Source organism: Actinocorallia libanotica, assembly GCF_039525175.1.
GTDB classification, from domain to species: Bacteria; Actinomycetota; Actinomycetes; order Streptosporangiales; family Streptosporangiaceae; genus Actinocorallia; species Actinocorallia libanotica.
The window spans coordinates 94,118-117,042 of the sequence record NZ_BAAAHH010000013.1 but is presented as its reverse complement, the minus strand read 5'-3'; the positions used below and the strand labels follow the sequence as shown (position 1 = coordinate 117,042).

The window sequence follows — 22,925 nt, the reverse complement described above, 5'->3', positions numbered from 1 at the left end:
TCAGAGGTTCGATGCGGGCTCACCACGATCCCAGTCTTTTTCCAGACCGCTCAATTCTTCTTCCGAAGGGGCGCTTCGCCCCAACGCCGCGCAGAGAATGTGCATGCCGAGGCGGGGTGGGACGGCGTTTCCGATCTGCTGGCCCGTGTCCTGTCCCCGCCACGGGTACTTCGGAGGGAAAGACTGCAGTATCCCTGCTTCTTCAGGAGAGAAGCGACCGAGCTCGGTTCCGTCCGGACGGCAGAGGCGATTACGGAAGATCTTTCCCGTGACCGTTGCGGAGGGCTCCCGGTGGTCGCGTCTTCCACGATCCCTGGGGTTTCCTCCTGTGCCGTAGTTGGAGATCACATAGAACTCGCCTTTATGGGGCAGAATGTCGGTCATGCTCCGCCATGGGGCGAGCGAGGTGTCTCCTTCGTTCTGAGGCACGCCCTTCTGGTAAGGGCGGTGGGTCGGTAGGGGAAGGGACACCGGATCGTCGCACAATCGGGCGATCAGAACCGCTCTTCTGCGAGTCTGCGGGACTCCGAATTGTTCGGCACGTAGGATTCCGCAGTCCGCCTTGTATCCCTTGCTCTCCAAAGCGCGCCTATAGGCCTGCCATACCGGAAGGACCGCAGGTACCTGCTCGAGTACGATCGTGTTATAAGGATTTCCCTCCATCACGGCGTGAAGTGCCCAACGAAGAGGCTCAAGAACGAGACCGGTGCGCTCTTCGCTCTTGTTTGACAAATCTTCCTGGATGTTCTTGAGCTCGTGGACATCTTTCGCCTCGAGCATGAGATCAAGGTATTGCAATACATCGTCCAGTGCCTTGCGTCCGGAGCCGGTGCCGGCAACCGTGAACGTCTGGCATGGCGGACCACCTGTCAGGATGGAAGCATCCGGGAAGTCCTCCGGGCACCGACTGCGTACGTCTCCTTCTTTTGTCTCCAAACCGGCGGCCCGGCGCGTCTTGCAAGCTGCGGAACTCCATTCGAGGCCGATTGTCGATATGCCGAGCAACTCGGCCGCCACGTCAAGCCCGCCGGGGCCGGCGAAAAGATCCACGATCTGAGTGGGCTTCACGTATTCTCCACAGTCGGTCGAACTGTCCCAATGCCGATCATGTACGTCGACGGGTGAACAGCATACCGTAGATTTTTGGTGGAGGTAAAGAAAATCTCTGATCGAGGTGACTTTGTCAGCGGACGCTTGCCTTGTCACCCATTGTGAGAATTCATGAATGGGATTGCGAGGGCGGACGCGATCTTTTCTCCTACCGCCCGTGCCACGGGTGGCGGAAATGAATTTCCCACCATTCGATACTTGGCGGTCTTTTTTCCTGCGAACCGCCAGGAGTCGGGAAATCCCTGGAGCAAGGCGACTTGGTCGACGGTCAATTTGGGAAGTCCCGCTCGATGATCGGTCTCGAATCCGAAGTCGGGCCCCGGCGGCTCCTCCGCCAGCGACGTACCGTTCACCCCCAACCGCTCCCAGGCGGCTTTCGATCGACTCGGTCCGAGATCGGCGCCACCGTGTTTGTCCGATCCACCGACGATCGTCGGCGCGACATCGGCGGCCATCGCGGCCCAGCGCTCGGCATGAGGCCATCCACGGCTGTTCATCGACGTGAACAGTACTTCTGCGACGGATGGCGGCGGTCCGACCGGGTCAGGCCAGGTGAAGCCGGCGAATTGCTCCGGGAGCATCGCGACGAGAACGCTGCTACGTCGCCGCTGGGGAACCCCAAAATTCTGGGCATCCAACACCTGCCAGTCGAACGCATACCCCAGATGTTCCAGGTGATCGATGATGTTCTTCCGATTCGAGGCAAACTTTTCCTTCGTCACCAGGTCTGCGGTGTTCTCGATCATGATGGCTCGCGGCCGCACTTCGTAGGCCAGGTAGATCGCGGCTTCGAGCAGGTCCCGTGCGTCCTTGTTCCCTTCCTGTCGCCCCGCCGAGCTGTACGGGGAGCAGGGCACTCCTCCGGACAACAGATCGACGTCGAGTATCTCGGGGTGTTCCTCAGAGGTGAGCTCTCGAAGATCTCCCCGTACCACCTGCCATTTCGGCCGGTTCAAAGAGAGCGTCTCACAACAAGTTGCCTTCTCATCGAGAAGCAGTACCGGATCGAACCCGGCCTGCTCCAGCCCGAGGACCTGCCCTCCACCGCCGGCACAGATCTCGACGCTCGTGAAGCTTCCCATGACTACCTCCCATCCACTGCCGAACCGGCTAACGGGGGAGTTTCCATCCCGTAGATTGGTTCCATGCCAGCTGAGCGACCCACCAAAGCAGCTACTCCGGGCGTCCGCAAGAGCATGCAGTCCAACAAAGGTCGCGACACCAAGCCCGAATTGGCACTTCGTCGTGCCGTTCATGCTCTGGGTCTTCGCTACCGCGTCTCTGCTCGCCCCATTCCCACCTTGCGTCGTACCGCCGACCTCGTCTTCACCCGTGCCAAGGTCGCCGTCTTCATCGACGGTTGTTTCTGGCATGGATGTCCCGCTCACCACACCAAATCGGCTACCAATGCCGCATATTGGTCCGAAAAAGTTGCCACCAATCGGTCTCGCGACGCCGAGACCACTCGTCTCCTCACCGAAGCAGGCTGGACCGTCATCCGTATCTGGGAACACGAAGATCCCATCGAGGCGGCCACGCGCGTAGCCGTCGCAGTCCGATCTACCTACTGACTGCCGTGTCGATTTCGGACAGGTCTTCTTGCGGTTGAATTACGCTACGAACTGTAGGTCTTCGGATATCACGGTTCATCCTTGGGCATTGAGGAAACCGAAGTCGATGGCGTCTTCGATCCACTTGGGGGCATAGGTGGGGGGCTTCATCCCTGCCGCGTGGATCCGGTTGAGTGCCTCGGCCCATACCTGGAGCGCGTCGGCGTAGGTCGTGCGTGTCGTCTGGATCCGTTGGGGGTCGCCGATCTTCTCGGCCGTGCGTTTCTCCAGGTCGGCTTGGTGCAACGTCTTGGATGCCTCGGTGAAACGGTCGTGGAGCCGAATCGGTTCACTGGTGACGGTCCAGAAGCGCAGGTCTTCCGGGTTGTCGGGCGTGGGGCGGTTCTCGAGGCGGCCGGTGCCTGTCAGCCAGTTTCGTAGCTCGTATGGCTCGACTTCCAGGCTGGGGAGGATCGTGACCTTGATGTCCTGGCCGAGAGGGGCGAGGAGTTCCAGCGGCGGGACGTCGAGCACGTAGGCCAGGGCGATCAACTCTTCCAGAGTCATGCGTCGACGTCCCGAGCCGTCTCGCCGTCCCAGTTCCAGGTTGGTGATCACGGATGTGGTGAGTTCGGTCATGCCGAGGTCCTTCAGCGCATCGACCACCTGTTGAACGGTGAGGTCTCGCCGCTTGCGTAGCTCCCGGAACCGGAGAGCGGCCACGTCGCTAGGGCGCAACGAATCTGCCATGGCGACAGATTAGCGCAACGGCCTGCAATATTCGGTTGTCTGAGGCGACGCCCAACTGTCTGTCGGTACACTCGCGTGCGTGGACGTCAGGTGCATGAAAATTGTCGCTCCGACACTCGTTGGAGTGCGACAGTTGCTTGCGCTCTGGAGGAGAAATCCGATCTGCGGTCGAGTGTGGTGGTATCGCCGCTGTTCGGGCGTTGTGAAGCGGCTCAACACGCAGCTGCGTGATGGAGGGGCGGTCCTCTGATGGCCTCGGACAGTGCGGATGCCCGGCCGGGTGGGATCGCCTCCGATGCAGGCCCTGTCCGCGTCGGGCGGTTCGAATGGGAACGGCTCGTGCTCATGAGCGACTTTCCGGAGGCTGACCGATTCAGGCTGCTCGCCCTCGGCGTCTTCATGGACGGAATCAGCGGAGGGGGAGTACGGCCAGGCAACGCGGGGCTGGCGCTGTTCGGCCCGCATGAGGAGACATGGAAGAAGCTTCTTCGGCGTGCGGTCGCTGCCGGGTGGTTGGTCTTGGTCGAACGTGGAGGGGCTCGGCGCGGACCTGGGGGGACGACCATCCGGCGAGCATCGGTCTACGCCGCATCGGTGCCTGCCGAGGTCTACACCCGGCGTGACGAGATTCTCTTGGCGCCGCCATTCAGGAAGGAAGCGCCGACTGCTGGTCCGAAGGAAGCCACGCCAGCGTTGAAGGAAGCGTGTGAGGGCTTCCTTCCTCCGGTTGCGAAGGAAGCCCCAAGGGACTTCCTTCGTGGAGCTTCGAAGGAAGTCTCGCCGCCCGTTGAAGGAAGCGCTAAGCGTCTCGAAGGAAGTCGCCAGGGGCTTCGCCATCAATCACTTCCATCAAGCATCCCTTCATCAAGGACGGACGCAGGAGGCCAGCAGGCATCCGGCGCGAAGGGCGGGGGAGCGAAGGAAGCTCAGAGGCTCGGTGACGAGATCGCCGCACTGCTCACCAGCCACACCGGACGGCCCGTAGATCGTTCGTGGGCGGAGAAGGTCTGCCATCAGATCCTCGACGGTCGAGAGGTGCGTAACCCTCTGACCTACATCGCCAAGGTCGTCGGTAGCGAGCCTGACCGTTACGTCCCTCAGAACGCTCCGTGGGACAAGCCCGTGCCTGATGCCGTGCCGGCCAACCCCGACGTCTATGAGCGTGGGGCCGCGCTGGCCCGCGAGCTCCTCGCTGCCAAACGCAGGAAGCAAGCATGAAAGACGAAGGCCCCGCTGTCTGTGGCCAGGTTGGTAGCGAGCTCGGAGGTGGGGAGTCCATGAAGGAAGCGATCGAGGGTCAGGCTTCGAGGGTGGCCCAGATCCATTTGCCGCCGGAGTCGGTGGGGTGGTGGCCGCAGGCGGAGGAGAGCGCTTCGACGAGGGGCAGCCCCCAGCCTCCGCCGTTGTCCCAGTCGTTGGTAGAGGCGTCGAGGGCTTCGGGCGTCAACTCGGTGACCGGCCTGGCTTGGGGAAGAGCCTCGGAGGAGTCCCAGACGGAGATGAAGATGCCCTGGTTGTTGTGGTTGAGGCGGAGCTTGATGCGGGAGTTGGGGGCGGCCTTGCTCGCGTTGGTGATGAGTTCGCTGGCGACCAGGAGGACGTCGTCCAGGCGGTGGACGTAGCCCCACTGGGTGATGCGGCGGGTGATGAGGGTGCGGGCCAGGCGGGCGGCGGTGGGGCAGGCGAGCAGATGGATGTTCAGGTCGTCGTTCATGGTTCTCACGGAGATCTCCTCAGAGGATTGCTGATTCCGCTACGAGAATCGCATCGTCCGACTACGCTCCGTTGTGTTTTCTGAACTCCGAAACAAGGAGGGATGTGCCCAAGAAGCGTGACCCGCTGAACCCCAGGCTCTCGCTCTGGCACCTGCTCGCGTTCCAGCTCCGCTATCTGCGAGAACTCAACGGGCTGAGCCTCGCTCAGGTGGGTGCCATCATCAACGCGGCCCGGTCCACTGTTTCGAACATCGAGGCCGGAAGGCTGCGCATCGACGAGCGGCAGGCCGCGCTGCTGGACGAGCGGTACGGGACGGGTGTGCTGATTCAGACGCTTCTGTACTTCGCCTGCATGGGGCATGACCCGGAGTGGCAGCGGCAGTACGCCGATTATGAGGCGCGAGCGCAGATCGTCCGGATCTATCAGGGGCAGGTGATCCCGACTGGGTTCCAGAACGAGGCGTACATCCGGGCGCTGGTGGCCGCGAAGGCGGGGGCGAACGTCGAAGCGGCCGTCGCATCCCGTCTGAAGAAGACCGCGGCGATTTTCGATCGGGAGAAGCCGCCGTATGTCTGGCTGCTCATGGACGAAGGGGTCCTCGAGATCGAAGTGGGCGGGCATGCGGTCATGCGGGGGCAGCTTCAGCATCTTCTGGATGTGGGTAAGCGGTCGAACGTCTCGGTGCGGATCATCCCCAAGCTCTCAGGGTCGCACTACGGGCAGGACGGACCTATGCGGATTATCAGTCTGAAAGAGCGAGATCTCGCCTATATCGGGGCTCGTAACGGTGGCAGGCTGGTGGAGACGTCCGAAGAGGTGCGAAACCTGATCGTCGAGTTCGATCTCATCGGACAGCAGGCTGCCTCCGAGGAAGAGTCTCGGCGGATCATCTGGCGAGTGATGGAGTCCAGGTATGGAGATCGAGTGGCGTAAGAGCTCCTACAGCGGCACTGTCAGCGACGACATCTGTGTCGAGCTGGCGCGTTTTCCCCAGGGCGTGGGCGTCCAGGATTCCAAGAATCCCGACCTCGGGCACCTTGTGCTGACCCGGCAGCAGTTCGTACGGCTGACGTCCGGCCTCAAGAGGCGGGACTGACGCTCGTCAGCGTTCGACGCGGCCGACGAGCCGACCGCGCATACGTCCCTGTCGACGGGACGGCCGACTTCGGACCGCCCTCGGCCGGGTCGGGGGCTGCGGTGAGCACGGGTGCACCTTCCCGACCGGCGTCAGCCCGTCGGTCTCACGCATCGCTCCGGATTCCAGCCGTCTGATTCCGTATCGGGAAGATCTCAGCTCTCACGTCTGTTCCGTGCAAGCAGTGAACATACGGAGTTCCGGACAGAAGGGCGAGGCCGTGTCAGTGGCGTTCAACGAGGAGACACGCAAGCTTCTGGACGGGAGGAACTTCGCCACCGTCGCGACGCTGAACCAGGACGGCGGGCCGCAGACCTCGGTGGTCTGGATAGCGAGGGACGGAGACACGGTGCTGTTCTCCACCACGGCAGGGCGGCAGAAGGCACGAAACCTCGCCCGGGATCCACGCATCAGCCTTACCGTCTACGACACCGAGAACCCGTACCACTCCGTGGACATCCGCGGCACCGCCGAACTGATCGAGGACCGGGAGAAGTCGCTTCCGCGTGAGCTCTCGCAGAGATACCTCGGCGAGGACCCGCCTGCCGAGCCGGTCGATGTCCTCCGGCTGATCGTCCGGGTGACCCCGCAGAGGATCTCCGGCTTCTCTGTCTGAGACCGGTGACTTCCCGTGCGGGACAGGTTCAGCACAGGCGCTGTCCGCGCTGGACCGCATGTGATCACGCTCTGCGGCTGGAGTACCGGATGGATGGCTGTGTGCGGTTGCTCGGGCCTGGCGCCGTCAGTGCCGGGCCGACCGACTCTGGCAGAAGGCAGCGGTGATTCTGCCCGAGTCGGTGCGGGTCCGTGTTTTCGATCAGATCGGTAGGTGCTCCCGTTCGGCCGCTGCCGTGACCGGCGAGGTGGACGCCGCGTTCTCGGCGGTGTTCCGGTCGGTGACGCGTAGTTCGCAGACGCCGTCGACGCACTCACGTTCCAGACGTCCACGTGAAAGCGTCTGGACGAGGCCGAGTGCCCAGCACATCGGGCAGCCGCGCAGGGCGACCAGGCCGATCGGGAGTAGCAGCAGACTGGCCGGGCCGATCGCCGACAGCAAGACGAAAGCCCCGACAAGCGAGCCGAAGCCGATCGCCCCGCGTGCGAGATGGCGCGGCAGCGAGGAGCTGGCGAAAACGATTCCGTCAGACATGGGCACCCCCCTCCTCAGACGGGTCGGTCAGGGCCTGGTGGACGGCGGCGCGGGCCCGGTGCAGCCGCGACTTCATCGCGGCCGTGCTGAGCCCGAGGGCGTCGGCGGTCATACGGCCGCTGCACCCCTGGACATCCCGCATGATCAGCACTCGGCGCTGGTCGGTGGGGAGCGCGGCGATCGCAGCGACGACCCGTCCCGTCTCCAGCCGGCGGATCACCTCGTCCTCGGCGGACAGCACCAGCCGGTCGCGGAGCTGTTCGCGTGGTTGGAGCATCAGGCGCGAACGCCGGATGCACTCGTTGCGGACGATGCGGAACATCCAGGTCGCCAGTGCACCGGTGGCCCGGAGCGTTCCGATCTTCCGGTACAGGATGATCAGAGCCTCCTGCGCGGCGTCCTCCGCGTCCTCCGGGGAGGCGCACAACGACCGGGCGAACCTGCGCACATGCGGATGGGACCCGGACACCAGCGCCGTCAGAGAGTCGGTGTCGCCGTCGCGTGCGGCGGCGACCACCTGTTCGCTCGGCCAGCTCCGATCAACCACGGGACCGCCGCACGAAGTACGTGCCGCATGCGCAGACGAGGATGGCCGCGCACACCACACCAGCGATGACCATGAAGAACCTCCAACCCAGGAAGCCGGCCCGGTGCCGGTCACTCCCATAAGAGGCCTCCGGGCCGCGAAAGGATTCAGGTCAGCGGCGCCTGGCCATGCAAGGGTGCGTCGAAGTGGCGGTCTGCAGCTCCGTTCGCCTCGACCGCGACTCGAAGAAGCCTGACAGTTCCTTGACCACCCGACCCCGCGGCCGTGGACCTCAGGGAACGGTCTTGGCGCAGTAAACGGAGCCGCCGATCAACCAGGTGGAGTCGTTGTGCTCCTTGAATTCCGCATGGGGAACAGCCGCCAGCACGGCCTTCTCGAGCTTCTCGTTCGGCACCGCACCGATCAGTGTCAGGGCGTCAAAGATGTTCTCTCCGGCCACCGGCTCGCCCGTCTGCACCACGTAGACGGAGAGCCCCAGCATCCGCATGCCCTCGACGCAGGAGACCTTGCTCTCCTTCTTCTCCACTTCAAAGCTGAGGTCGCGGTTCGACATCCTGTGGTATTTCTCCAGCGGGTCCACGCACACGGCGTGCCCCACGATCTGGGGGTTCGCCGTGCCCCCGCCCTTGAGGAAGGCACGGGCTGTGAGCTCCGCCGGTTCGTCCTCGCCCTCGGTCTCGCCGTTGGTCCCGCCGGTGAACGAGACGACCGCGTTCCCCGACGCTTCGAGCACCTCGACGCCTCCGCCCGTCAGGTTCTTGCCCGCAGGGCACGTCACGATGGCCCCTCGGCGGCGGTCTCCGATCAGCATGCCCAGGGGCAGCTCCTCGTTCGGATGGACCGAGTCCTGCGACTTCGCGGTGAGGTACTCCAGGCCGGCGGGCTCCCGCGCGCACATCGCGTACGCCTCCAAGGACCAGGCCTTGGCGTACCCGTCGCCGTCCTCGTCGGCCCTGACCCAGTAACCGCTCCCGTCCGGCTGGGGCCGCAGCCCGCTCATCCGGACCTCCCGGCCGCCGCCGATGACTTGGCCGCCGCCGCCCAGCACCTTCTTCCCGGCGGGGCATCGGGCGACCATCTCCTGCGAGGCGCCCGAAGAACGGTCGCTCACGGCCTTGATCCGCTCCAGCCCCTGCACCGGCAGCGGCGTCTTCACCGGAGGCGTGCTTCGAGGGTCCTCTCCGCTCTTCTGCCCGCCCTGGCATCCGGCGGCGAGCGCCAGCACTGCCACACCCGCGACGATACGTGCATTCCAGCCCATCATGTGGCTCCCTGTGAGTGGAGAACGGGCGCCAGCGTGAGACGGGACCCTGTCCGTGAACCAGGGATCAGAGCCCCGGCTCATACGGGCCCTTGACGGGAGCGAGCCTCATTCCAGGTATGCGAAGACCGGGTTCGTGCCGGACCAGGTCTCGTGGGTGATGCGGTACTGGTGCTCTTCTTCGCTTTCGGGGTGGTTGGGGCCGACGTCGATGCTGTCGGCCAGCGACCAGGCGCCGTCGACCTCCTGATGGACGAAGTAGGCGAACTCATTGAAGTCCAGGGCGGAGTTCACGAAGGTGTTGGCGATGGTGAGCCGGTGGCGCCCCAAGGTCAGCGCGGTCGGAAGGAGGACGCTCTGCTCTCTCCAGCCGTGCGGTCCCCCGGTCAGGGGCTGCCATAGTGCGGCGATCGTCGCGTCCACGGTGACCGTGGCGGTCTGCATCGCGATGCCGGCGTCGAGGCGGCGGGTCAGCCGTATCCGGGTGTGGTCGGGATCGATGTTCACGACGAACCGGCTGGAACCGCCCTTGCCGAACGCGCGGCCGTCGTCGGTCAGCACGCGCGGGGGAGGGGCGCTGGACTCGGCGAACACATAAACGCCAGCGGCGGTGATCAACCCTGCGGCGGTGGACAGTCCGGCCGCCACCCTCATACGGCGCCGGACGGGTTTCCGGACCGGGGCGGGCTCGTCGTCCGTCGTCGGCCGGTCGTTCTGGAGCGCTCCGTCGTCCTCGGGCCCGGTGAGGAGAGGCTCGGGAAGCGGCTGCACGGCTTCGGAAGCCTGCGGGGCGGAGGACTGGGCGAGCTTCACCCGTTCCCAGGCCCGCTCCCAGTCGGGAAGCTGTTCCTCGGGCACCTGGCACAGCCGCAGGAACGTCACCATCATCGCCTTCTTGGGGAACCGGCGTCCGGCCAGCATGTCCGCGCAGGTCGCCCGCGCCAGCCGGACGCCGCCCGTCCTGCTCGACCGCAGCTCCAGCTCCCGCAACGACATGTCGGCTCGCACGTACTGCCGGGACAGCAGTTTCGCCAGCTCCTCCTTGCACGTCACCGAGTTCAGCTCGGTCCGGACCACGGCATGGGAGGCCGCTGGGTCATCACTGATCGTCACGCCGGACCTCTGTGCTCGAGTTCGCCGCTACCGCCGCCGATTATCCCACCCGGCCCTGTCCGAGCGTGTCCGAACGATGACAACACGTGTCCGATCGTGGCTCGGAGCAGCCGACCGTCGTCCGATCACGGTCCTGCCTCGGACCGAACGTGGACGAGCCCGTCCGCAGCCCTGTTGGACACCTTCACCGCCCGGCTTTCCTCTTGCTCGGCGCCACGCAGCACCTCAGCCGTGCGGCGCCGGAACAACCCGAACCGCGAGGTCGACAGGAGACCGGTACATGACGAAGAAGAAGAGCGCAGCCGTGACCATCGCGTGCGCCGCGGCCGTGGCCGCGCTGCACACGGCTCCTCTCCCCGCCGCCGCCCGGGCGGCGGGCCCGGCCGCCCCGCAGTGGCAGGGCTGCCCGGTCGACGAGTTCTGCGTCTGGGAGGGGCCGGACGGCACCGGCAAGGTCGCCACCTACCGCAACGGAACCTTCAACGTCGCCAACCAGGGCCTGGTCAACGGAGGCCGCTCGGCCTGGAACCGCACCAACGGCAAGTGGTGCTGGCTCGACATCCCCGGCAGGACGTTCATGGGCAAATACGTCGGCCCCAACCAGCAGCTCAGCAACACCGCCGTCTGGGCCGCGCACCGCCCCGACTACGTCCGCTGCATCCCCTGAACCGCCTCGAACAACACCATCCAAGGAGATTTCCATGATCTTCCAACGTGCCCGCGCCGCGGCCTGCGTCGCTCTGCTGGCGCTGGCCGCCGGCCCGGCCGGTGCCGCCGCGGCCGCCCCGGCCGGCTGGGACGCCTGCCCCGTCGACCACTTCTGCGTCTGGGAGGGCACCGACGGCGGCGGCCGCATCATCTACTACCGCCACGGTTCCAAGGACGTGCGGAAGCAGGGGTTCGCCGAAGGAGCCCAATCGGCCTGGAACCGCACCGGCGACACCTGGTGCACCTACTACAAGAACATCTACTGGCCGCCGAGCTTCGAGGTGAACGCCAACGCGCGTGTCAACCAGACCATCCTCTCGCTGAAGAAGTGCTGAGGCCGATGCCACCCCACGTACCAGACCACCGGGAGACACCATGCTCGTCCACCTCCGCCTGACCTCCATCGTCCTGGCGACCGCCGCCGCGTTCCTCACCGCTCCACCGGCCGGCGCGGTCGCGGCGGCCGGCTGGGACAACTGCCCCGTCAACCACTTCTGCGTCTGGGACGGACTGGACGGCACCGGCCGTGTCGCCCACTACACCAACGGCTCCAACAACGTCACCGGCCAAGGGCTGCGCGGACTCGGCAAGTCCGGCTGGAACCGCACCCAGAGCAGCTGGTGCACCTGGAAGGGGACGGGCGAGCAGACCGCCGTCGGCGCGAACCAGCGGGTCAACCTCGACATCCGCGGGTTGCGGAGGCCCCACACATGGGCCTGCCCGATCTGACGAGAAAGAGCATGACGGCCTGAAGCGGCCGGTTTCCCGCCCCGTCCACCACCCGTGGACGGGGCGGCCATTTCCCGTACTCTGATGCGGAAACGACCACGAGGAGAGGTCACATGGCCGATCAGGTGTTCCATCCCGATCTGCGTGCCGCCCGTTTCCTGCCCCGCGGCCTGGTCGGCCCCCGCCAACTGGGGCTGATCCGCTCCGCGATGAAGCTCTCCGGCCGACGTCCTCCCGAGGGAGCCGTCCCGGTGGCCATCACGCCCGAAGTCGGCGTCGACGTCTACGGGCGGAGCGCCGCCGGGAAGACCGGACGCAGACCGGCACTGCTGTGGATCCACGGCGGCGGCATGGTCATCGGCAACGCCCGCCAGGACTCCGCCTTCTGCGCCCGTGTCGCCCGCGAGCTCGACGTGATCGTGGCGTCCGTCGAGTACCGCCTGGCGCCCGACCACCCCTACCCGGCCCCGCTGGAGGACTGCTATACCGCCCTCTCCTGGCTCGCCTCCCAGCCCGACGTCGACACCGACCGGATCGCGATCGGCGGCGCCAGCGCCGGAGGCGGCCTGACCGCCGGACTCGCCCTCCTCGCCCGCGACCGCGCCGAAATCCGCCCTACCTTCCAGCTCCTCGTCTACCCGATGCTCGACGACCGCACCACGGTGCGCACGGACGTCGACGAGAGCCGCCTGCGGGTGTGGAGCCCCGCCAACAACCGTTTCGGCTGGCAGTCCTACCTCGGCCCCCACCTCACCCCCGGCCAGCCCGACGGCGTCCCCCACCCGGCGGCCCCCGCCCGCGCCGAGGACCTCACCGGCCTGCCGCCCGCCTGGATCGGCGTCGGCACTAACGACCTCTTCCACGACGAGGACCTCGACTACGCCGCGCGCCTCCAGAAGGCCGGCGTCCCCTGCGAGCTGCACGTCGTGCCCGGGGCCTACCACGGGTTCGACAACTTCCACGGCAGGACCGGCGTCGGCCGCGACTTCACCCGCCGCAAGATCGACGCCCTCACCCGGGCGTTCGGCCGGTGAAGAAGCCGCCCAGCGAGGAGGCGACGGCCTCCGGCGCCTCCTCGGCCATGTGGTGTCCGGAGCCGATCCCGTGGCCGCATACGTCATCGGCCCAGCGCGTCCAGATCTTCACCGGGTCCCCGTAGAGGTCCTCCAGGTCGTCGCGCAGGGACCACAGGATCAGGGCAGGGCACCGCACCCGCACGCCGGCGGCCCGGTCGGCCTCCTCGTGGTGTCGGTCGAGGGTGAGGCCGGCCCGGTAGTCCTCCAGCATCGCCCGCACCACGTCGGGATTCCTGGTCGCCTCCCGCCATTCGTCGTAGTTCTCCTGGCCCATGCTCCGGGGATCGCCGTGGTACCAGGCGTCCGGGTCGGCGTTGATGACACGTTCGGGGATGTCCGGCTGGGCGAAGAAGAACCAGTGCCACCACCGCGTCGCGAACTCCGCGGTGACGCGGGACAGGTGCTCGCTGATGGGCAGGCCGTCCATGAACGCCGCCCGCGAGACCGCCTCGGGATGGTCGAGAGCGAGCCGGAACGCCACCTCACTCCCTCGGTCATGTCCGGCCACGGCGAACCGCTCGTGCCCGAGCTCCTTCATCAGCGCCGCCAGGTCGCCCGCGACGGCGCGCTTGGAGTACCCGGCGTGGTCCGCGGTCGGTGCGGGGCCGCGTGACCGGCCGTATCCCCGAAGGTCGGGGCACACGACCGTGAATCCGCGTTCGACCAGGAGAGGCGCGACGCGGTGCCACGTCGCGGAGGTGCGGGGGTGTCCATGCAGCAGCAGTACCGGCGGGCCGTCCCCGCCATGGCGCACGAAAAGGGATGCTTCTGCCAGCTGCCGCCGCTCTGCCGTGAAATGTTCGAACATTGTCCCAACATCTCCCGGAAAGCGGCAGATGAACCATGTCAGCCGGCCTCGGTGAGCCGGGTGAAGGCGTCGTGGGCGAGTTCGGCGCTGGTGGCGGCGTCGACGGCCAGGCCCTGGTGGTCGCCGGGGAACTCGATCGGCTTGGTCTCCAGGAGTTCCGCGAGCATCCGGGTGGAACGCAGGGGGACGCCTTCGGGGGAGGCGGCTCCGACGCCGACGGCGACCGGTGTGGCGTTGGAGCGCAGTGCGGTGAGGTCGGGTGCGAAACGCAGCACGGGCAGCAGTATGTGGGCGAGGAAGAAGTCGATGTTCCCCTGGATGCGGCCCATCATCTCCAGCGCCTCGGGCGGCATCTGGGAGAAGTCGGGCATCTCCGGGGGGTCGCTGGGCTCGCCCTCGATGGTGGCGACGAACTTCTGCATCGCGGCACCCGCGCCGTCGGCACGGTAGGTGTCCAAAACGTCCTGGAACGTCGTCCGCCAGTGCTCGCGGTCGGGCAGGAGCTCCGGGACGGGCGGTTCGTGCACCAGCAGGGCGCGCACCTGCTCGGGGTGGCGGGCCGCCAGGTCGAGGGCGGTGAGCGCGCCGCCGCTGTTGCCCAGCACGTAGGCGGGGCCGCTGTCCAAGGCGGTGAGCAGGCGGTGCGCGTCCTGGCCGAAGACCTCGACGTTCTGGTCCTCGGGCGCGCCCGTCAGGGGGCTGCGGGACAGGCCGCGCTGGTCGTAGGCGACGACGGTGTACCGGTCGGACAGCAGCGCGGCGAGTCCGGCGAGCGCCCCGGCGTCGGCGGGCGCGCCCGGGATCATCAGCAGCAGCGGACCCGTTCCGCGGATCTCGTAGTGCAGTTCGGCTCCGGGAACCTGGAGCGTTCTCGTCTCAACGTCGTGCATGGGGTTCTCTGTTCTCGCTGAAGGGGGAACGGCGGGGGTCAGCCGTTCGCGCGGGTGTGGGCGACGAGCGCGTTGGCGTGGCCGTGGCCGAGGCCGTGCTCGGTCTTGAGCCAGGCGACGAGCTCCATGTGCTTGGTGAGGGGCGAGGACCTGATGAGGTCGAGCCATTCCTCGACGGGGCGGCCGTACTTCTTCTCGATGGCGGGGAAGTAGCTGGCGGGGTCGCCTTTGGCGGGGGTGGTCATGTCAGGCGGTCCTTTCCGGGGAGAGCGGGTCAGGCGACCAGCTTGCTCATCAGGGGACTCCCCTTTGTGGACGGTGTCCACTTCTTGGTGTGGGCCGATCATGGCACACTTATGTGGATGCTGTCCACATAAGGGAGACCAGCCATGACCGTCCCGCCCCGCCGGAGCACCTACCGGCACGGCAACCTGCGCCAGGCGCTGCTGGAGGCAGGTGTCGAGCTGGCCCGGACGGGCGGCCCGGACGCGGTGGTGCTGCGCGAGGCCACCCGCCGCGCCGGCGTCTCGCCCAACGCCGCCTACCGCCACTTCGCCGACCGCGACGCCCTGGTGCACGCCGTCTCCCTGGAGGCCATGGCCGCCCTCGCCCGCACCATGGAGGCCGAACAGGCGAACCTTCCGCCCGTCGACGACCCGTCCGCCGCAGCCCGCGCCCGTTTCCGCGCCGTCGGCACCGGCTACCTTTTCTTCGCCCGCACCGAGCCGGGCCTGTTCCGCGCCGCGTTCCACGTCCCCGAGGACATGACCCAGGCCGAAGCCGCGATCTCGGCCGGAGCCGGTGGCCTGACGCCTTTCCAACTGCTCGCAGCCGCTCTGGACGACCTCGCCTCCTGCGGCCTCATCCCGCCCGAACGCCGCCCCGGCGCCGAATTCATCGTCTGGTCATGCGTCCACGGCCTGGCCGTCCTCCTCATCGACGGTCCGCTGCGCGGCCTCCAGGACCCGCAGGCCACCGAAGCCACCCGCCTCCTGATCGACATGATCGAAAGAGGCCTCTGACCCCGGTCGATAATAATAGACCGAGCGCTCAGTCTATTATTATCGGAGCGAGGATGAGGGGGCACCATGGACAAGAAGCAGACCCTGCGCAGCGAAGGCGGCACCGTGCTCCGCGAGTCGGCATGGAGCACGGCGGGCGTCTACGTCCTCTTCCTCCTGTTGGGAGCCGGTATCGGATGGCTGATCGGCCCCCTGGCCGACTGGCTGCTGACCCTGCCCTGGGCGCCGATGCAGGGTCCGGCCGAACTGGTCGCGTCCATCCCCCTCCCGTGGCTGCCCGTCGCCGGCACGGTGGCGGGACTGGCCCTCGGGCTCATCGCCCAGCACGAGCAGCTCACGATCCGGCTGACCGGCGATCATGTCGTCCTCGTGAGCGGAGACCGGGAGCACGACTTTCCCCGGGAGGCCATCGTCCTGGCGTGCCGTGACGGAAAGCAGCTCGTCCTGCTCGGACATGACGGCGGCGAACTGGACAGGCAGGAGTGCGGCCTGGGCTTCGGCCGGGTCGCCGCCGCCTTCACCGCGCACGGCTACGCGTGGGCGGACGCCGACCCGCACAAGGACGAGTTCCGCCCCTGGGTCCCCGGTTCCCACGGGCTGCCGGAGGGCGCGAACGCCATCCTCGAAGCCCGCCAGAAACTCCTGAAGGACGAGGACGCCTCCGAACGGGACATCCGGGAGCTCCGCGCGGAACTGGCACGCCTCGGCGTCGTCGTGCGGAACGAGAAACACCGCCAGTACTGGAGAACCTCCCGGCGATAGGGCACGGCGAAGGCCTGCGGTCGCGACCGCAGGCCTTCTGCACGAGTCACTCCGAGTCACTCCAGGAGCCGGCCGTTCTCCATGCGGACGCGGCGGCCGGTGAACCGCTGGGCGAACATGCGGTCGTGGGAGACCACGACGAGTGCGCCCTGGTAGTGGGCCAGGGCCTGCTCCAGGTCCTCTACGAGAGCCGGGGACAGGTGGTTCGTCGGCTCGTCGAGGAGCAGGAGGTCCGCCGGGTCCCGGAGCAGCCGGGCCAGGGCGAGCCGCCTCAACTGCCCGGTGGACAGGTCGCCGACGGCGGTGTCCAGGGCCGAAGGGCGGAAGAGGCCGAAGCCCAGCAAGGCGGATCGGTGCTCCTCCGGCAGACCGGGGCGGCCTGAGGCGAAGGCGGCGAGCAGGCTCTGGTCCGGGTCGGTGATCTCCGTTTCCTGGGGCAGCCAGCCGAAGCGCCGCGGGCGGCCGCTCTCTCCTTCGTCGGGGACGAGGTCACCGGCGAGGACGCGCAGCAGGGTGCTCTTGCCCGCGCCGTTGGGGCCCGTGATCAGGACGCGCTCACCGGGGGAGACGGCGAACGCCGGAACGTCGAGCCGGGTGCCGACCTTCACCTTGTGCAGGTCGGCGAGCACGTCACGGTGGCCTTCCGCGTCGCCGCCTTCGACGCGGACGTGGAAACGCAGGGGCTTCGGAGGACGCGGGACGGGGTTCTCCTCCAGCCTGCGGACACGTTCCTTGGCGTGGCGCACGCGTGCGGAGATCTGCTTTTCCACGTTGCGCTGGTGGCGCTGGTTGGAGCGTTCGGTGTTGCGGCGCGGGCCGGCAGCCAGGTTGTCGGCGGCGCTGCGGGCCAATTCGCGTTGCCGGGCGAGGTCTTCCAGCCAGTCCTGGTACTCCTGCTCCCAGCGGCGCCGAGCGGCCGCCCTGGCCTGGAGGTAGCCCGCGTAACCGCCTCCGTGTCTGCTGACAGTCCGACGCTCGCCGTCCACCTCCCACAGCGCGGTGGCGACCCGCTCCAGGAAGACGCGGTCGTGCGAGACGACCAGGACGCTGCCCCGATGCGCCCGCAGATGCTCTTCCAGCCACTCCAAGGCGGCGACGTCGAGGTGGTTGGTGGGCTCGTCGAGGAGCATGAGCTGCGGTGCCGCGGCGAGCATGCAGGCGAGGTTGAGCCGGGCCTGCTCGCCGCCGGAGAGGCTGCCGAGGCGCCGGTCTCCGGTGATGCCCGCCAGGCCCAGTCCGTGCATCGCGGCCTCGACACGGGCGTCCGCCGCGTAACCGTCACGGGCCTCGAACGCCTCCAGCAGGTCGCCGTACCCGGCCAGCAGGCCTTCCAGCTCGTCCGGTGCGGCTTCTGCGAGAGCCTGCTCCGCCGCGCGCAGCCCGCGTTCCAGGGCACGCAGGTCGGCGAGGGCGTGGTCGATGGCGTCTTGGACGGTGTCGTCCTGCGGCAGTTGCGGGGTCTGGGGCAGGTATCCGGCCCCGCCGGGGGCACGGACGAGTACCTGTCCGCTGTCGGGGCGGTCGATGCCCGCGAGCATGCGCAGGAGCGTCGACTTGCCCGTCCCGTTCTCGCCGATGATCCCGATCCGCTCACCGAGCGAGACGGACTGGTGGACGCCGTCCAGGAGCGGGCGGCCGCCGGGGGCGCGGACGACGTCGTCGAGAACGACCTGGAAGGAGCCGGTGGCGATGGGGGCGATGGGGTGGGAATGCTGCATGGGTGATCCGCCGTCTCGGAAGAAAGGACAACTGGCCTGCGGAGGGAGCGGTCCACGGCGGAGGAGGGCACGCCTCGGCACCCGCGCTCAGCGGCGCGGGGATGAGCGGAGGCGGAAAACGGCAGAGCCGTACGGGCGGCAGAGAACGCCGCATCACCGTCCTACCGGGGACCTTTAACGGCTACCGGAGCGGAGAACGCTCCCGGTGCCCGGACTCCCGGGGCGGAATCACAGGTAGAAGAGATAACCCATATCGGCAATGTAGCAAGGACCCGTCACCGGCCGAAACTCATATTCAGACCGCCGACCGCACCGGCTGGCGCAGCAGCGTACGGGGCAAAGGGACGTCCGGGGCGGTCAGGTAGATCTCGTGGTGCGGGCCGTTGACGGTCAGCCCGTGCTCGGCCATGAACTCATCCATGATCTTCAGCGACAGGTGCTCCTCGCTGAAAGGCCCCTCGTGCAGGAGCTCCACGCACCGCCCTTCGACGATGGTGGCGAGCCGTACGCGGTCGACGGCGGCAACCGAGGGGCGGGTGGCCTCGCGCGCCTGCTCCAGGGCGCCTTCCTGCGGGTCGGTCAGCAGCGGCAGAAGGAGGTGCCAGCGCCACTCCTCACGCGGCACCTGCAGTGCCGGACGCTCGTCCTCCACCCACCACTGGCCCTCCATCGCGCCGAATTCGACGCCCAGGGCGGAGCCCACGGTGTACAGGGCGCGGATGGCCGCGCCGTGTTCGCCGCCGCCGGGCTCGCCCAGGCCGGTCACGCTCAGACAGGTGACGGGGCCGTGGGTGGCGATCGTCGGGGTCATGCTCGTTCCTCCAAAGGGATCATCAGGTGGGTGACGAGCCGGTCGGGCTCGGTGGTGGCCGGGTCGGAGACGTACACCTCGCGGATCGGCCCGCGCAGCGGGTGCCCCCGCTCGGCGCACCAGGCCAGGACGGCGTGGGTGGTGAGCGGGATCTGGTCGTAGGGGCCGACATGCGTCGCGCAGGCGAACGACCCGCCGGGCAACACCTCCACGTCTCGGAGACCCGCCGGATCGTCCACGACGAGCGCGGCGCGCACCTCGAAGGCGTCGTTCAGCTCGACCGGGAACAGGCCGATCAGCTGCGGAGGGCCGGTCAGAGGCGAGATTTGCAGCAGCCGTGCGATCGCCGCCGACGTGGCGCGGGAGACGTCAGCAGGTCCAGCCGCGTGCTCGCGGACCATCACCACGGGCCTGGACGGCTCGGTGACGACCTTGATGGGAAGGGCGGGCAACCCGTCGGCGATCACACGTTCCAGCGTCGCCAGTGTTCGCCGCCGTCTCGCGAGCTCCGCCTCCAGGGCTTCACGCACCCCGTCCAAGGCGTCCGCCGTACCCGAAAGCACCTCGGCGACGACGGGAAGCGGTACGTCCAGCGAGCGCAGCAGCCCGATCGACAACGCCTGCCTGGCCTGCGAACGCCGGTAGTAGCGGTAGCCGGAATCGGCGTCCACGTACGCAGGCGCCAGCAGGCCCAGCTCGTCGTAGTGCCGCAGCTGCTTGACGCTCAACCGGCTCAGCCGGGCGAACTGCCCGATCGGCAGAAGATCTCCGTCCACGTGCTCCAGCATGGGCTCTCCCACGGGGGGAGAGTCCATTCACGGCTCCAGGTGGAAGGGGAGCAGGCAGACGATCACGTTCGTGTGCGCCTTGAGCGCCTCGGCGAGGAAGAGGCCGCGCTGGTTGTGCAGGAACTGGTAGCGGAAACGCCGGGGCACCACGACGGGGATGAGGACGATGGTCCAGTAGCCCGTCTTCTCCACCTGGCGGATGTGGTCGAGCAGCGGCCGTATCAGGGCGTCGCCGGGGTGGTGGACGGCCTCCAGCCGGACGCCGGGGTTCCAGCGGTCCCAGGCGTCGTGCAGGGCGGCGCACTCCTCGGGCGTCGAGCAGACCGACACGACGACGACCTCGCCGCCCAAGGCAAGGCCGGAGCTGACGGCCCGCTCCGTCAGGGCGTTGAGGCCGCCGACCGGGATGACGACCTTCTTGCCGGGATCGGAGGCGGCGGCGGGACGGTCGGGCCGGGCGGGGAGCCGGCCGACGCCCAGCTCGTCGGCCACCTCGGTGTAGTAGCGCTCGATCCGGACGAACAGCAGGACGAACAGGGGGATGACGACGGCGACGATCCAGGCGCCCTCGGTGAACTTCGAGAACAGCAGCACCAGGGCGGCGACGCAGGTGAGCACCGCTCCCGTGCCGTTGAGCAGGGCCTTGCCGGCCCAGTTCGGCGGACGCAGCCGGTGCCAGTGCCGGACCATGCCGACCTGGCTGATGGTGAACCCGATGAAGACGCCGACGGCGAACAGCGGGATCAGCCGGTGCGTGTCGCCGTCCACGGCGATCAGCAGGAGCGCGGCCAGCAGCCCCACGGCGGCGACGCCGTACCGGTAGACGGGGCGCTCGGTGCGCAGGGCGAACAGGGACGGCAGGCGTTTGTCGCGGGCCAGCAGGCTCAGCAGGACGGGAAGCCCGCCGAAACTGGTGTTGGCGGCCAGCCCCAGCCCGACCGCGACCACGATGTTCGTCGCGTAGAACGCCCACCCCGTCCCGTAGGAGCCTGCCACGAGCTGGGCGAGGATCGTCACCCCCTCCCGGGGCAGCACCTCGTCGCGGTGGATGAGCACGGCCAGCCCGACGAGCATCGTGCCGAGCAGCACGCCGAGCATGACCTCCGTGCGCTGGGCGCGCTTGACCCGCGGCTCGCGGAACATCGGCGTGCCGTTGGCGATGGCCTCCACCCCCGTCAGTGAGGAGCAGCCGGAGGAGAAGGCCCGCAGGACGAGCAGCACGGTCAGCGCCTCGGTCACCGGGACGCGCTCGGGCGCCCCCAAAGACGCCGCCGGCTCGGAACGCGCCAGCCCGAGCACCACCACACCGAGGATCGCCACGATGAACAGGGCGGTCGGCAGCATCAGCACCCGCGCGCTGTCGGAGATCCCGTACAGGTTCACGACGGTGAGCAGCAGCACCCCCACCAGGCACGTCTCCACCAGGTACGGCCGCAGGACGGGGAACGCGGACGCGAGGCTCGCGGCGGCCGCGGCGAGACTGACCGCCACCGTGAGCACGTAGTCGACGATCAGGGCGGCCCCCGCGACCAGGCTCGCCCGCCGCCCCAGCTCCTGCTTGGCCACCCCGTAGGAGCCGCCCCCCTCGGGCCGCGCCGCGATGACCTGCCGGTAGGAGAGCACCAGCACGATCAGCAGCAGCGCGATCGCGATCGTGATCGGCAGCGTCGCGCCGACCGCGGCGGCCCCCGCCGCGGCCAGCACGATCGCGACCTGCTCAGGCCCGTACGCCACCGAACTGAGCGCGTCCAACGACAGCGCCGACAACCCCTGAAGGCTCGTCAGATGCCGCTTGTCGCCCTCCCCGTGCCGGAGCGGCAGCCGCTGTCCCCGCACCGGCGTCCTCCCGACGGCCATCCAGGCTCCTCACACACGGCGTCCACCCTCTCTGGGCTTCTCTCCAGTCGTCTGACGAAACAGGCAAAAGGCCCGGTCAAGGTGGGACAGGGACTTCCGCGGGTCAGTAGCCGAGGGACTTCAGTTTCTCGACCGTCTTCCAGGTGTCGCGTTCGTGGTCGGTGAGGGTGGCCAGGGGGCGGCCGTTGTTGCGGATGTCGCCGTAGACGACGATGGCGCGGCCCTGTCTGGCGGCGACGCCGTTGCCGCGCTGGGGTTCGGCGCTGCCGGGCTCGGTCCAGGAGGAGCTGATCGCGTCGTCGCCGATCTCGGGGTAGCCCAGGACGGCTCCCGGCGCGCAGTCCTGGGCCCCGGTGACGATCTCGTTCATCGTCTCGATGGCGGTCTCCTCGTCGGTGAAGACGATGACCTGTTCGCCGCGGCTGGTCGAGGTCATCTCGTTGCCCATTTCGGCGTTGCCGTTGTAGGTGACGAGGAGGCGCTGCGCGGTGCCCGGGATCTCGGTGCCGAGGGGGTCGGACTCCTCCTCGGTGCCGCCGCCGCAGACCTGGATGTACAGCGGGCCGCCGTCGAGATCGGTGCTGGTGTACCAGCGCAGCCGGTCTCCCTCGGCGGCCTCCGCGGCGTAGAGCAGGTCCTTGGGCTTGAGGGGCCTCGCCTGGACGGACGCGGTCGCGGTTGCGCTCGGCGACGTCAGCACCGGGGGCGGGGATTCCTGGCGGTTCTGGAAGGCGACCAGGCTCACCGCGACGGACGCGGCGAGGGCGCCGGCCGCCAGCCTGCGCCGGGAGGTGCGGGCGCGGGCACGCGAGATGATCTTCGCGGGCTCGGGGCCGGTCACCCGGGGGAGCATGCCGTCGCGCAGCTTCTGGAAGAGGGGATCGACGTCACGCATTCCGGCTGGTCTCCTTTGTCTCGTCCGTCTCGTCTGCGAGCAGTTCGGCGAGGCGGTGGCGGCCGCGGGACAGCCAGGACTTGACCGTCCCCTCGGCGGCGCCGCTCATGGCCGCGATCTCGGCGACCGAGTAGCCGCCCATGTGGTGGAGCACGACGGCGCGCCGCTGTTTCTCCGGGATCAGGCGCAGCGCGTCGACCAGCGCCACCGACACGACGTCCGGCGGTGCGGCGTCGGGCTGCGGACCCTGCCGCCACAGGTGCGCGAGCGCGTTGCGCGCCTTGCGCCACCGGCTGACGGCCAGCCGGTAGCCGACCCGCGCCACCCAGGCGCGCGGCCTGTCGTAGGAGCCGACCTTGTCCCAGCGCGGCCACGCCCGTGCGAACGCCTCCTGCGCGGCCTCCTGGGCCTCGCCCAGATCGCCGGTGTAGGCGTAGAGCTCGATCACGAGGCCCGGATAGGCCCCCCGGTAGAACTCGGCGAAACTCTCCTCGTCCGCCACATCGCCCCCTTGGCTCGGATGTCGTCC

General features: G+C 68.1%; 28 protein-coding genes. 11 read left to right on the top strand and 17 right to left on the bottom strand.

Annotated features, from left to right (window positions below; translation table 11 throughout):
- A complete protein-coding gene (locus tag ABD140_RS17745) occupies positions 1–1,068 on the bottom strand; it encodes a DNA cytosine methyltransferase (RefSeq protein WP_344241962.1) in 1,068 nt (355 codons plus the stop codon).
- A gap of 134 nt (positions 1,069–1,202) precedes the next feature.
- Positions 1,203–2,192 (bottom strand): DNA cytosine methyltransferase, encoded by a 990-nt coding sequence (locus ABD140_RS17740; RefSeq protein WP_344241961.1) that lies wholly within the window; start codon positions 2,190–2,192, stop codon positions 1,203–1,205.
- A 63-nt stretch (positions 2,193–2,255) separates the two neighbouring features.
- On the opposite strand from ABD140_RS17740, the gene ABD140_RS17735 reads away from it, so the two are divergent.
- Positions 2,256–2,681 (top strand): very short patch repair endonuclease, encoded by a 426-nt coding sequence (locus ABD140_RS17735; protein ID WP_344241960.1) that lies wholly within the window; start codon positions 2,256–2,258, stop codon positions 2,679–2,681.
- Positions 2,682–2,756: 75 nt separating this feature from the next.
- On the opposite strand, the gene ABD140_RS17730 is transcribed toward ABD140_RS17735, so the two are convergent.
- Positions 2,757–3,410, bottom strand: a complete 654-nt coding sequence (locus tag ABD140_RS17730; RefSeq protein WP_344241959.1) for a hypothetical protein — start codon at positions 3,408–3,410, stop codon at positions 2,757–2,759.
- A 339-nt stretch (positions 3,411–3,749) separates the two neighbouring features.
- Here ABD140_RS17730 and ABD140_RS17725 point away from each other — a divergent pair, with 339 nt between their 5' ends.
- Entirely contained in the window at positions 3,750–4,628 is an 879-nt protein-coding gene (locus tag ABD140_RS17725; RefSeq protein ID WP_344241958.1) for a hypothetical protein, read from the top strand.
- A gap of 79 nt (positions 4,629–4,707) precedes the next feature.
- Here the strand turns inward: ABD140_RS17725 and ABD140_RS17720 are convergent, their stop codons facing one another.
- On the bottom strand, positions 4,708–5,124 hold the full coding sequence (locus tag ABD140_RS17720) for an ATP-binding protein (RefSeq protein WP_344242010.1): 417 nt from the start codon (positions 5,122–5,124) through the stop codon (positions 4,708–4,710).
- A 104-nt stretch (positions 5,125–5,228) separates the two neighbouring features.
- Between ABD140_RS17720 and ABD140_RS17715 the strand changes: the two genes are divergently transcribed.
- The 3 genes from ABD140_RS17715 (at position 5,229) to ABD140_RS17705 (ending at position 6,877) form a co-directional block, all read left to right on the top strand.
- On the top strand, positions 5,229–6,059 hold the full coding sequence (locus ABD140_RS17715; RefSeq protein ID WP_344241957.1) for a helix-turn-helix domain-containing protein: 831 nt from the start codon (positions 5,229–5,231) through the stop codon (positions 6,057–6,059).
- Positions 6,040–6,222, top strand: a complete 183-nt coding sequence (locus ABD140_RS17710) for a DUF397 domain-containing protein (RefSeq protein WP_344241956.1) — start codon at positions 6,040–6,042, stop codon at positions 6,220–6,222. Before ABD140_RS17715 ends, ABD140_RS17710 begins: the two co-directional genes overlap by 20 nt.
- 214 nt (positions 6,223–6,436) lie before the next feature.
- Positions 6,437–6,877, top strand: coding sequence for a PPOX class F420-dependent oxidoreductase (locus ABD140_RS17705; RefSeq protein WP_344241955.1), 441 nt, complete (start codon positions 6,437–6,439; stop codon positions 6,875–6,877).
- Positions 6,878–7,078: 201 nt separating this feature from the next.
- Here the strand turns inward: ABD140_RS17705 and ABD140_RS17700 are convergent, their stop codons facing one another.
- The 4 genes from ABD140_RS17700 to ABD140_RS17685 all read right to left on the bottom strand — a co-directional run bounded on the left by ABD140_RS17700 (position 7,079) and on the right by ABD140_RS17685 (position 10,332).
- Positions 7,079–7,411 carry a hypothetical protein gene (locus ABD140_RS17700; RefSeq protein ID WP_344241954.1) on the bottom strand — a complete coding sequence of 111 codons (333 nt, stop codon included), beginning with the start codon at positions 7,409–7,411 and terminating at the stop codon, positions 7,079–7,081.
- Positions 7,404–7,958: an RNA polymerase sigma factor gene (locus ABD140_RS17695; RefSeq protein WP_344241953.1), complete on the bottom strand. Its 555-nt coding sequence runs from the start codon at positions 7,956–7,958 to the stop codon at positions 7,404–7,406. Before ABD140_RS17695 ends, ABD140_RS17700 begins: the two co-directional genes overlap by 8 nt.
- A 271-nt stretch (positions 7,959–8,229) precedes the next feature.
- Positions 8,230–9,189 (bottom strand): hypothetical protein, encoded by a 960-nt coding sequence (locus tag ABD140_RS17690; protein WP_344241952.1) that lies wholly within the window; start codon positions 9,187–9,189, stop codon positions 8,230–8,232.
- A gap of 138 nt (positions 9,190–9,327) precedes the next feature.
- On the bottom strand, positions 9,328–10,332 hold the full coding sequence (locus ABD140_RS17685) for a hypothetical protein (protein ID WP_344241951.1): 1,005 nt from the start codon (positions 10,330–10,332) through the stop codon (positions 9,328–9,330).
- Between the two features lie 280 nt (positions 10,333–10,612).
- Here ABD140_RS17685 and ABD140_RS17680 point away from each other — a divergent pair, with 280 nt between their 5' ends.
- From ABD140_RS17680 to ABD140_RS17665, 4 genes are all read left to right on the top strand, one after another.
- Positions 10,613–10,999 carry a peptidase inhibitor family I36 protein gene (locus ABD140_RS17680; protein WP_344241950.1) on the top strand — a complete coding sequence of 129 codons (387 nt, stop codon included), beginning with the start codon at positions 10,613–10,615 and terminating at the stop codon, positions 10,997–10,999.
- Between the two features lie 34 nt (positions 11,000–11,033).
- On the top strand, positions 11,034–11,375 hold the full coding sequence (locus ABD140_RS17675) for a peptidase inhibitor family I36 protein (RefSeq protein ID WP_344241949.1): 342 nt from the start codon (positions 11,034–11,036) through the stop codon (positions 11,373–11,375).
- 40 nt (positions 11,376–11,415) lie between these two features.
- Positions 11,416–11,769, top strand: coding sequence for a peptidase inhibitor family I36 protein (locus ABD140_RS17670; protein WP_344241948.1), 354 nt, complete (start codon positions 11,416–11,418; stop codon positions 11,767–11,769).
- Between the two features lie 113 nt (positions 11,770–11,882).
- Positions 11,883–12,803, top strand: coding sequence for an alpha/beta hydrolase (locus ABD140_RS17665; protein WP_344241947.1), 921 nt, complete (start codon positions 11,883–11,885; stop codon positions 12,801–12,803).
- On the opposite strand, the gene ABD140_RS17660 is transcribed toward ABD140_RS17665, so the two are convergent.
- From ABD140_RS17660 to ABD140_RS17650, 3 genes are all read right to left on the bottom strand, one after another.
- On the bottom strand, positions 12,781–13,599 hold the full coding sequence (locus ABD140_RS17660) for an alpha/beta fold hydrolase (protein WP_425544127.1): 819 nt from the start codon (positions 13,597–13,599) through the stop codon (positions 12,781–12,783). The two genes, ABD140_RS17665 and ABD140_RS17660, sit on opposite strands and share 23 nt — an antisense overlap.
- 92 nt (positions 13,600–13,691) lie before the next feature.
- A complete protein-coding gene (locus ABD140_RS17655) occupies positions 13,692–14,543 on the bottom strand; it encodes an alpha/beta fold hydrolase (RefSeq protein WP_344241945.1) in 852 nt (283 codons plus the stop codon).
- A gap of 38 nt (positions 14,544–14,581) precedes the next feature.
- Positions 14,582–14,788 carry a DUF4287 domain-containing protein gene (locus ABD140_RS17650; protein WP_344241944.1) on the bottom strand — a complete coding sequence of 69 codons (207 nt, stop codon included), beginning with the start codon at positions 14,786–14,788 and terminating at the stop codon, positions 14,582–14,584.
- Positions 14,789–14,932: 144 nt separating this feature from the next.
- Between ABD140_RS17650 and ABD140_RS17645 the strand changes: the two genes are divergently transcribed.
- The gene (locus tag ABD140_RS17645) at positions 14,933–15,565 is read left to right on the top strand and encodes a TetR/AcrR family transcriptional regulator (RefSeq protein ID WP_344241943.1); all 633 of its coding nucleotides are present in this window, start codon (positions 14,933–14,935) and stop codon (positions 15,563–15,565) included.
- A gap of 66 nt (positions 15,566–15,631) precedes the next feature.
- Positions 15,632–16,327 carry a YqeB family protein gene (locus tag ABD140_RS17640; RefSeq protein WP_344241942.1) on the top strand — a complete coding sequence of 232 codons (696 nt, stop codon included), beginning with the start codon at positions 15,632–15,634 and terminating at the stop codon, positions 16,325–16,327.
- 56 nt (positions 16,328–16,383) lie between these two features.
- On the opposite strand, the gene ABD140_RS17635 is transcribed toward ABD140_RS17640, so the two are convergent.
- The 6 genes from ABD140_RS17635 to ABD140_RS17610 form a co-directional block, all read right to left on the bottom strand.
- The gene (locus ABD140_RS17635) at positions 16,384–18,045 is read right to left on the bottom strand and encodes a TlrC/CarA/OleB/SrmB family ABC-F type ribosomal protection protein (protein WP_344241941.1); all 1,662 of its coding nucleotides are present in this window, start codon (positions 18,043–18,045) and stop codon (positions 16,384–16,386) included.
- 295 nt (positions 18,046–18,340) lie between these two features.
- Positions 18,341–18,856 (bottom strand): GyrI-like domain-containing protein, encoded by a 516-nt coding sequence (locus tag ABD140_RS17630; RefSeq protein ID WP_344241940.1) that lies wholly within the window; start codon positions 18,854–18,856, stop codon positions 18,341–18,343.
- A complete protein-coding gene (locus ABD140_RS17625; RefSeq protein WP_344241939.1) occupies positions 18,853–19,671 on the bottom strand; it encodes a MerR family transcriptional regulator in 819 nt (272 codons plus the stop codon). The genes ABD140_RS17630 and ABD140_RS17625 overlap by 4 nt, the downstream gene beginning before the upstream one ends.
- The gene (locus ABD140_RS17620) at positions 19,672–21,501 is read right to left on the bottom strand and encodes an APC family permease (protein WP_344241938.1); all 1,830 of its coding nucleotides are present in this window, start codon (positions 21,499–21,501) and stop codon (positions 19,672–19,674) included.
- Between the two features lie 103 nt (positions 21,502–21,604).
- Positions 21,605–22,396 carry a hypothetical protein gene (locus tag ABD140_RS17615; protein WP_344241937.1) on the bottom strand — a complete coding sequence of 264 codons (792 nt, stop codon included), beginning with the start codon at positions 22,394–22,396 and terminating at the stop codon, positions 21,605–21,607.
- Entirely contained in the window at positions 22,389–22,898 is a 510-nt protein-coding gene (locus ABD140_RS17610; protein ID WP_344241936.1) for a sigma-70 family RNA polymerase sigma factor, read from the bottom strand. Before ABD140_RS17610 ends, ABD140_RS17615 begins: the two co-directional genes overlap by 8 nt.
- Positions 22,899–22,925: the final 27 nt, after the last annotated feature.

Bases quoted from the DNA above. Each gene is read 5' to 3' on its own strand.
- ABD140_RS17615 (WP_344241937.1), bottom strand. From the start codon at position 22,396: ATGCGTGACGTCGATCCCCTCTTCCAGAAGCTGCGCGACGGCATGCTC.
- ABD140_RS17655 (WP_344241945.1), bottom strand. From the start codon at position 14,543: ATGCACGACGTTGAGACGAGAACGCTCCAGGTTCCCGGAGCCGAACTG.
- ABD140_RS17730 (WP_344241959.1), bottom strand. From the start codon at position 3,410: ATGGCAGATTCGTTGCGCCCTAGCGACGTGGCCGCTCTCCGGTTCCGG.
- ABD140_RS17650 (WP_344241944.1), bottom strand. From the start codon at position 14,788: ATGACCACCCCCGCCAAAGGCGACCCCGCCAGCTACTTCCCCGCCATC.
- ABD140_RS17665 (WP_344241947.1), top strand. From the start codon at position 11,883: ATGGCCGATCAGGTGTTCCATCCCGATCTGCGTGCCGCCCGTTTCCTG.
- ABD140_RS17670 (WP_344241948.1), top strand. From the start codon at position 11,416: ATGCTCGTCCACCTCCGCCTGACCTCCATCGTCCTGGCGACCGCCGCC.
- ABD140_RS17710 (WP_344241956.1), top strand. From the start codon at position 6,040: ATGGAGATCGAGTGGCGTAAGAGCTCCTACAGCGGCACTGTCAGCGAC.
- ABD140_RS17630 (WP_344241940.1), bottom strand. From the start codon at position 18,856: ATGACCCCGACGATCGCCACCCACGGCCCCGTCACCTGTCTGAGCGTG.
- ABD140_RS17700 (WP_344241954.1), bottom strand. From the start codon at position 7,411: ATGTCTGACGGAATCGTTTTCGCCAGCTCCTCGCTGCCGCGCCATCTC.
- ABD140_RS17720 (WP_344242010.1), bottom strand. From the start codon at position 5,124: ATGAACGACGACCTGAACATCCATCTGCTCGCCTGCCCCACCGCCGCC.
- ABD140_RS17740 (WP_344241961.1), bottom strand. From the start codon at position 2,192: ATGGGAAGCTTCACGAGCGTCGAGATCTGTGCCGGCGGTGGAGGGCAG.
- ABD140_RS17735 (WP_344241960.1), top strand. From the start codon at position 2,256: ATGCCAGCTGAGCGACCCACCAAAGCAGCTACTCCGGGCGTCCGCAAG.
- ABD140_RS17635 (WP_344241941.1), bottom strand. From the start codon at position 18,045: ATGCAGCATTCCCACCCCATCGCCCCCATCGCCACCGGCTCCTTCCAG.
- ABD140_RS17675 (WP_344241949.1), top strand. From the start codon at position 11,034: ATGATCTTCCAACGTGCCCGCGCCGCGGCCTGCGTCGCTCTGCTGGCG.
- ABD140_RS17625 (WP_344241939.1), bottom strand. From the start codon at position 19,671: ATGGACTCTCCCCCCGTGGGAGAGCCCATGCTGGAGCACGTGGACGGA.
- ABD140_RS17645 (WP_344241943.1), top strand. From the start codon at position 14,933: ATGACCGTCCCGCCCCGCCGGAGCACCTACCGGCACGGCAACCTGCGC.
- ABD140_RS17680 (WP_344241950.1), top strand. From the start codon at position 10,613: ATGACGAAGAAGAAGAGCGCAGCCGTGACCATCGCGTGCGCCGCGGCC.
- ABD140_RS17620 (WP_344241938.1), bottom strand. From the start codon at position 21,501: ATGGCCGTCGGGAGGACGCCGGTGCGGGGACAGCGGCTGCCGCTCCGG.
- ABD140_RS17640 (WP_344241942.1), top strand. From the start codon at position 15,632: ATGGACAAGAAGCAGACCCTGCGCAGCGAAGGCGGCACCGTGCTCCGC.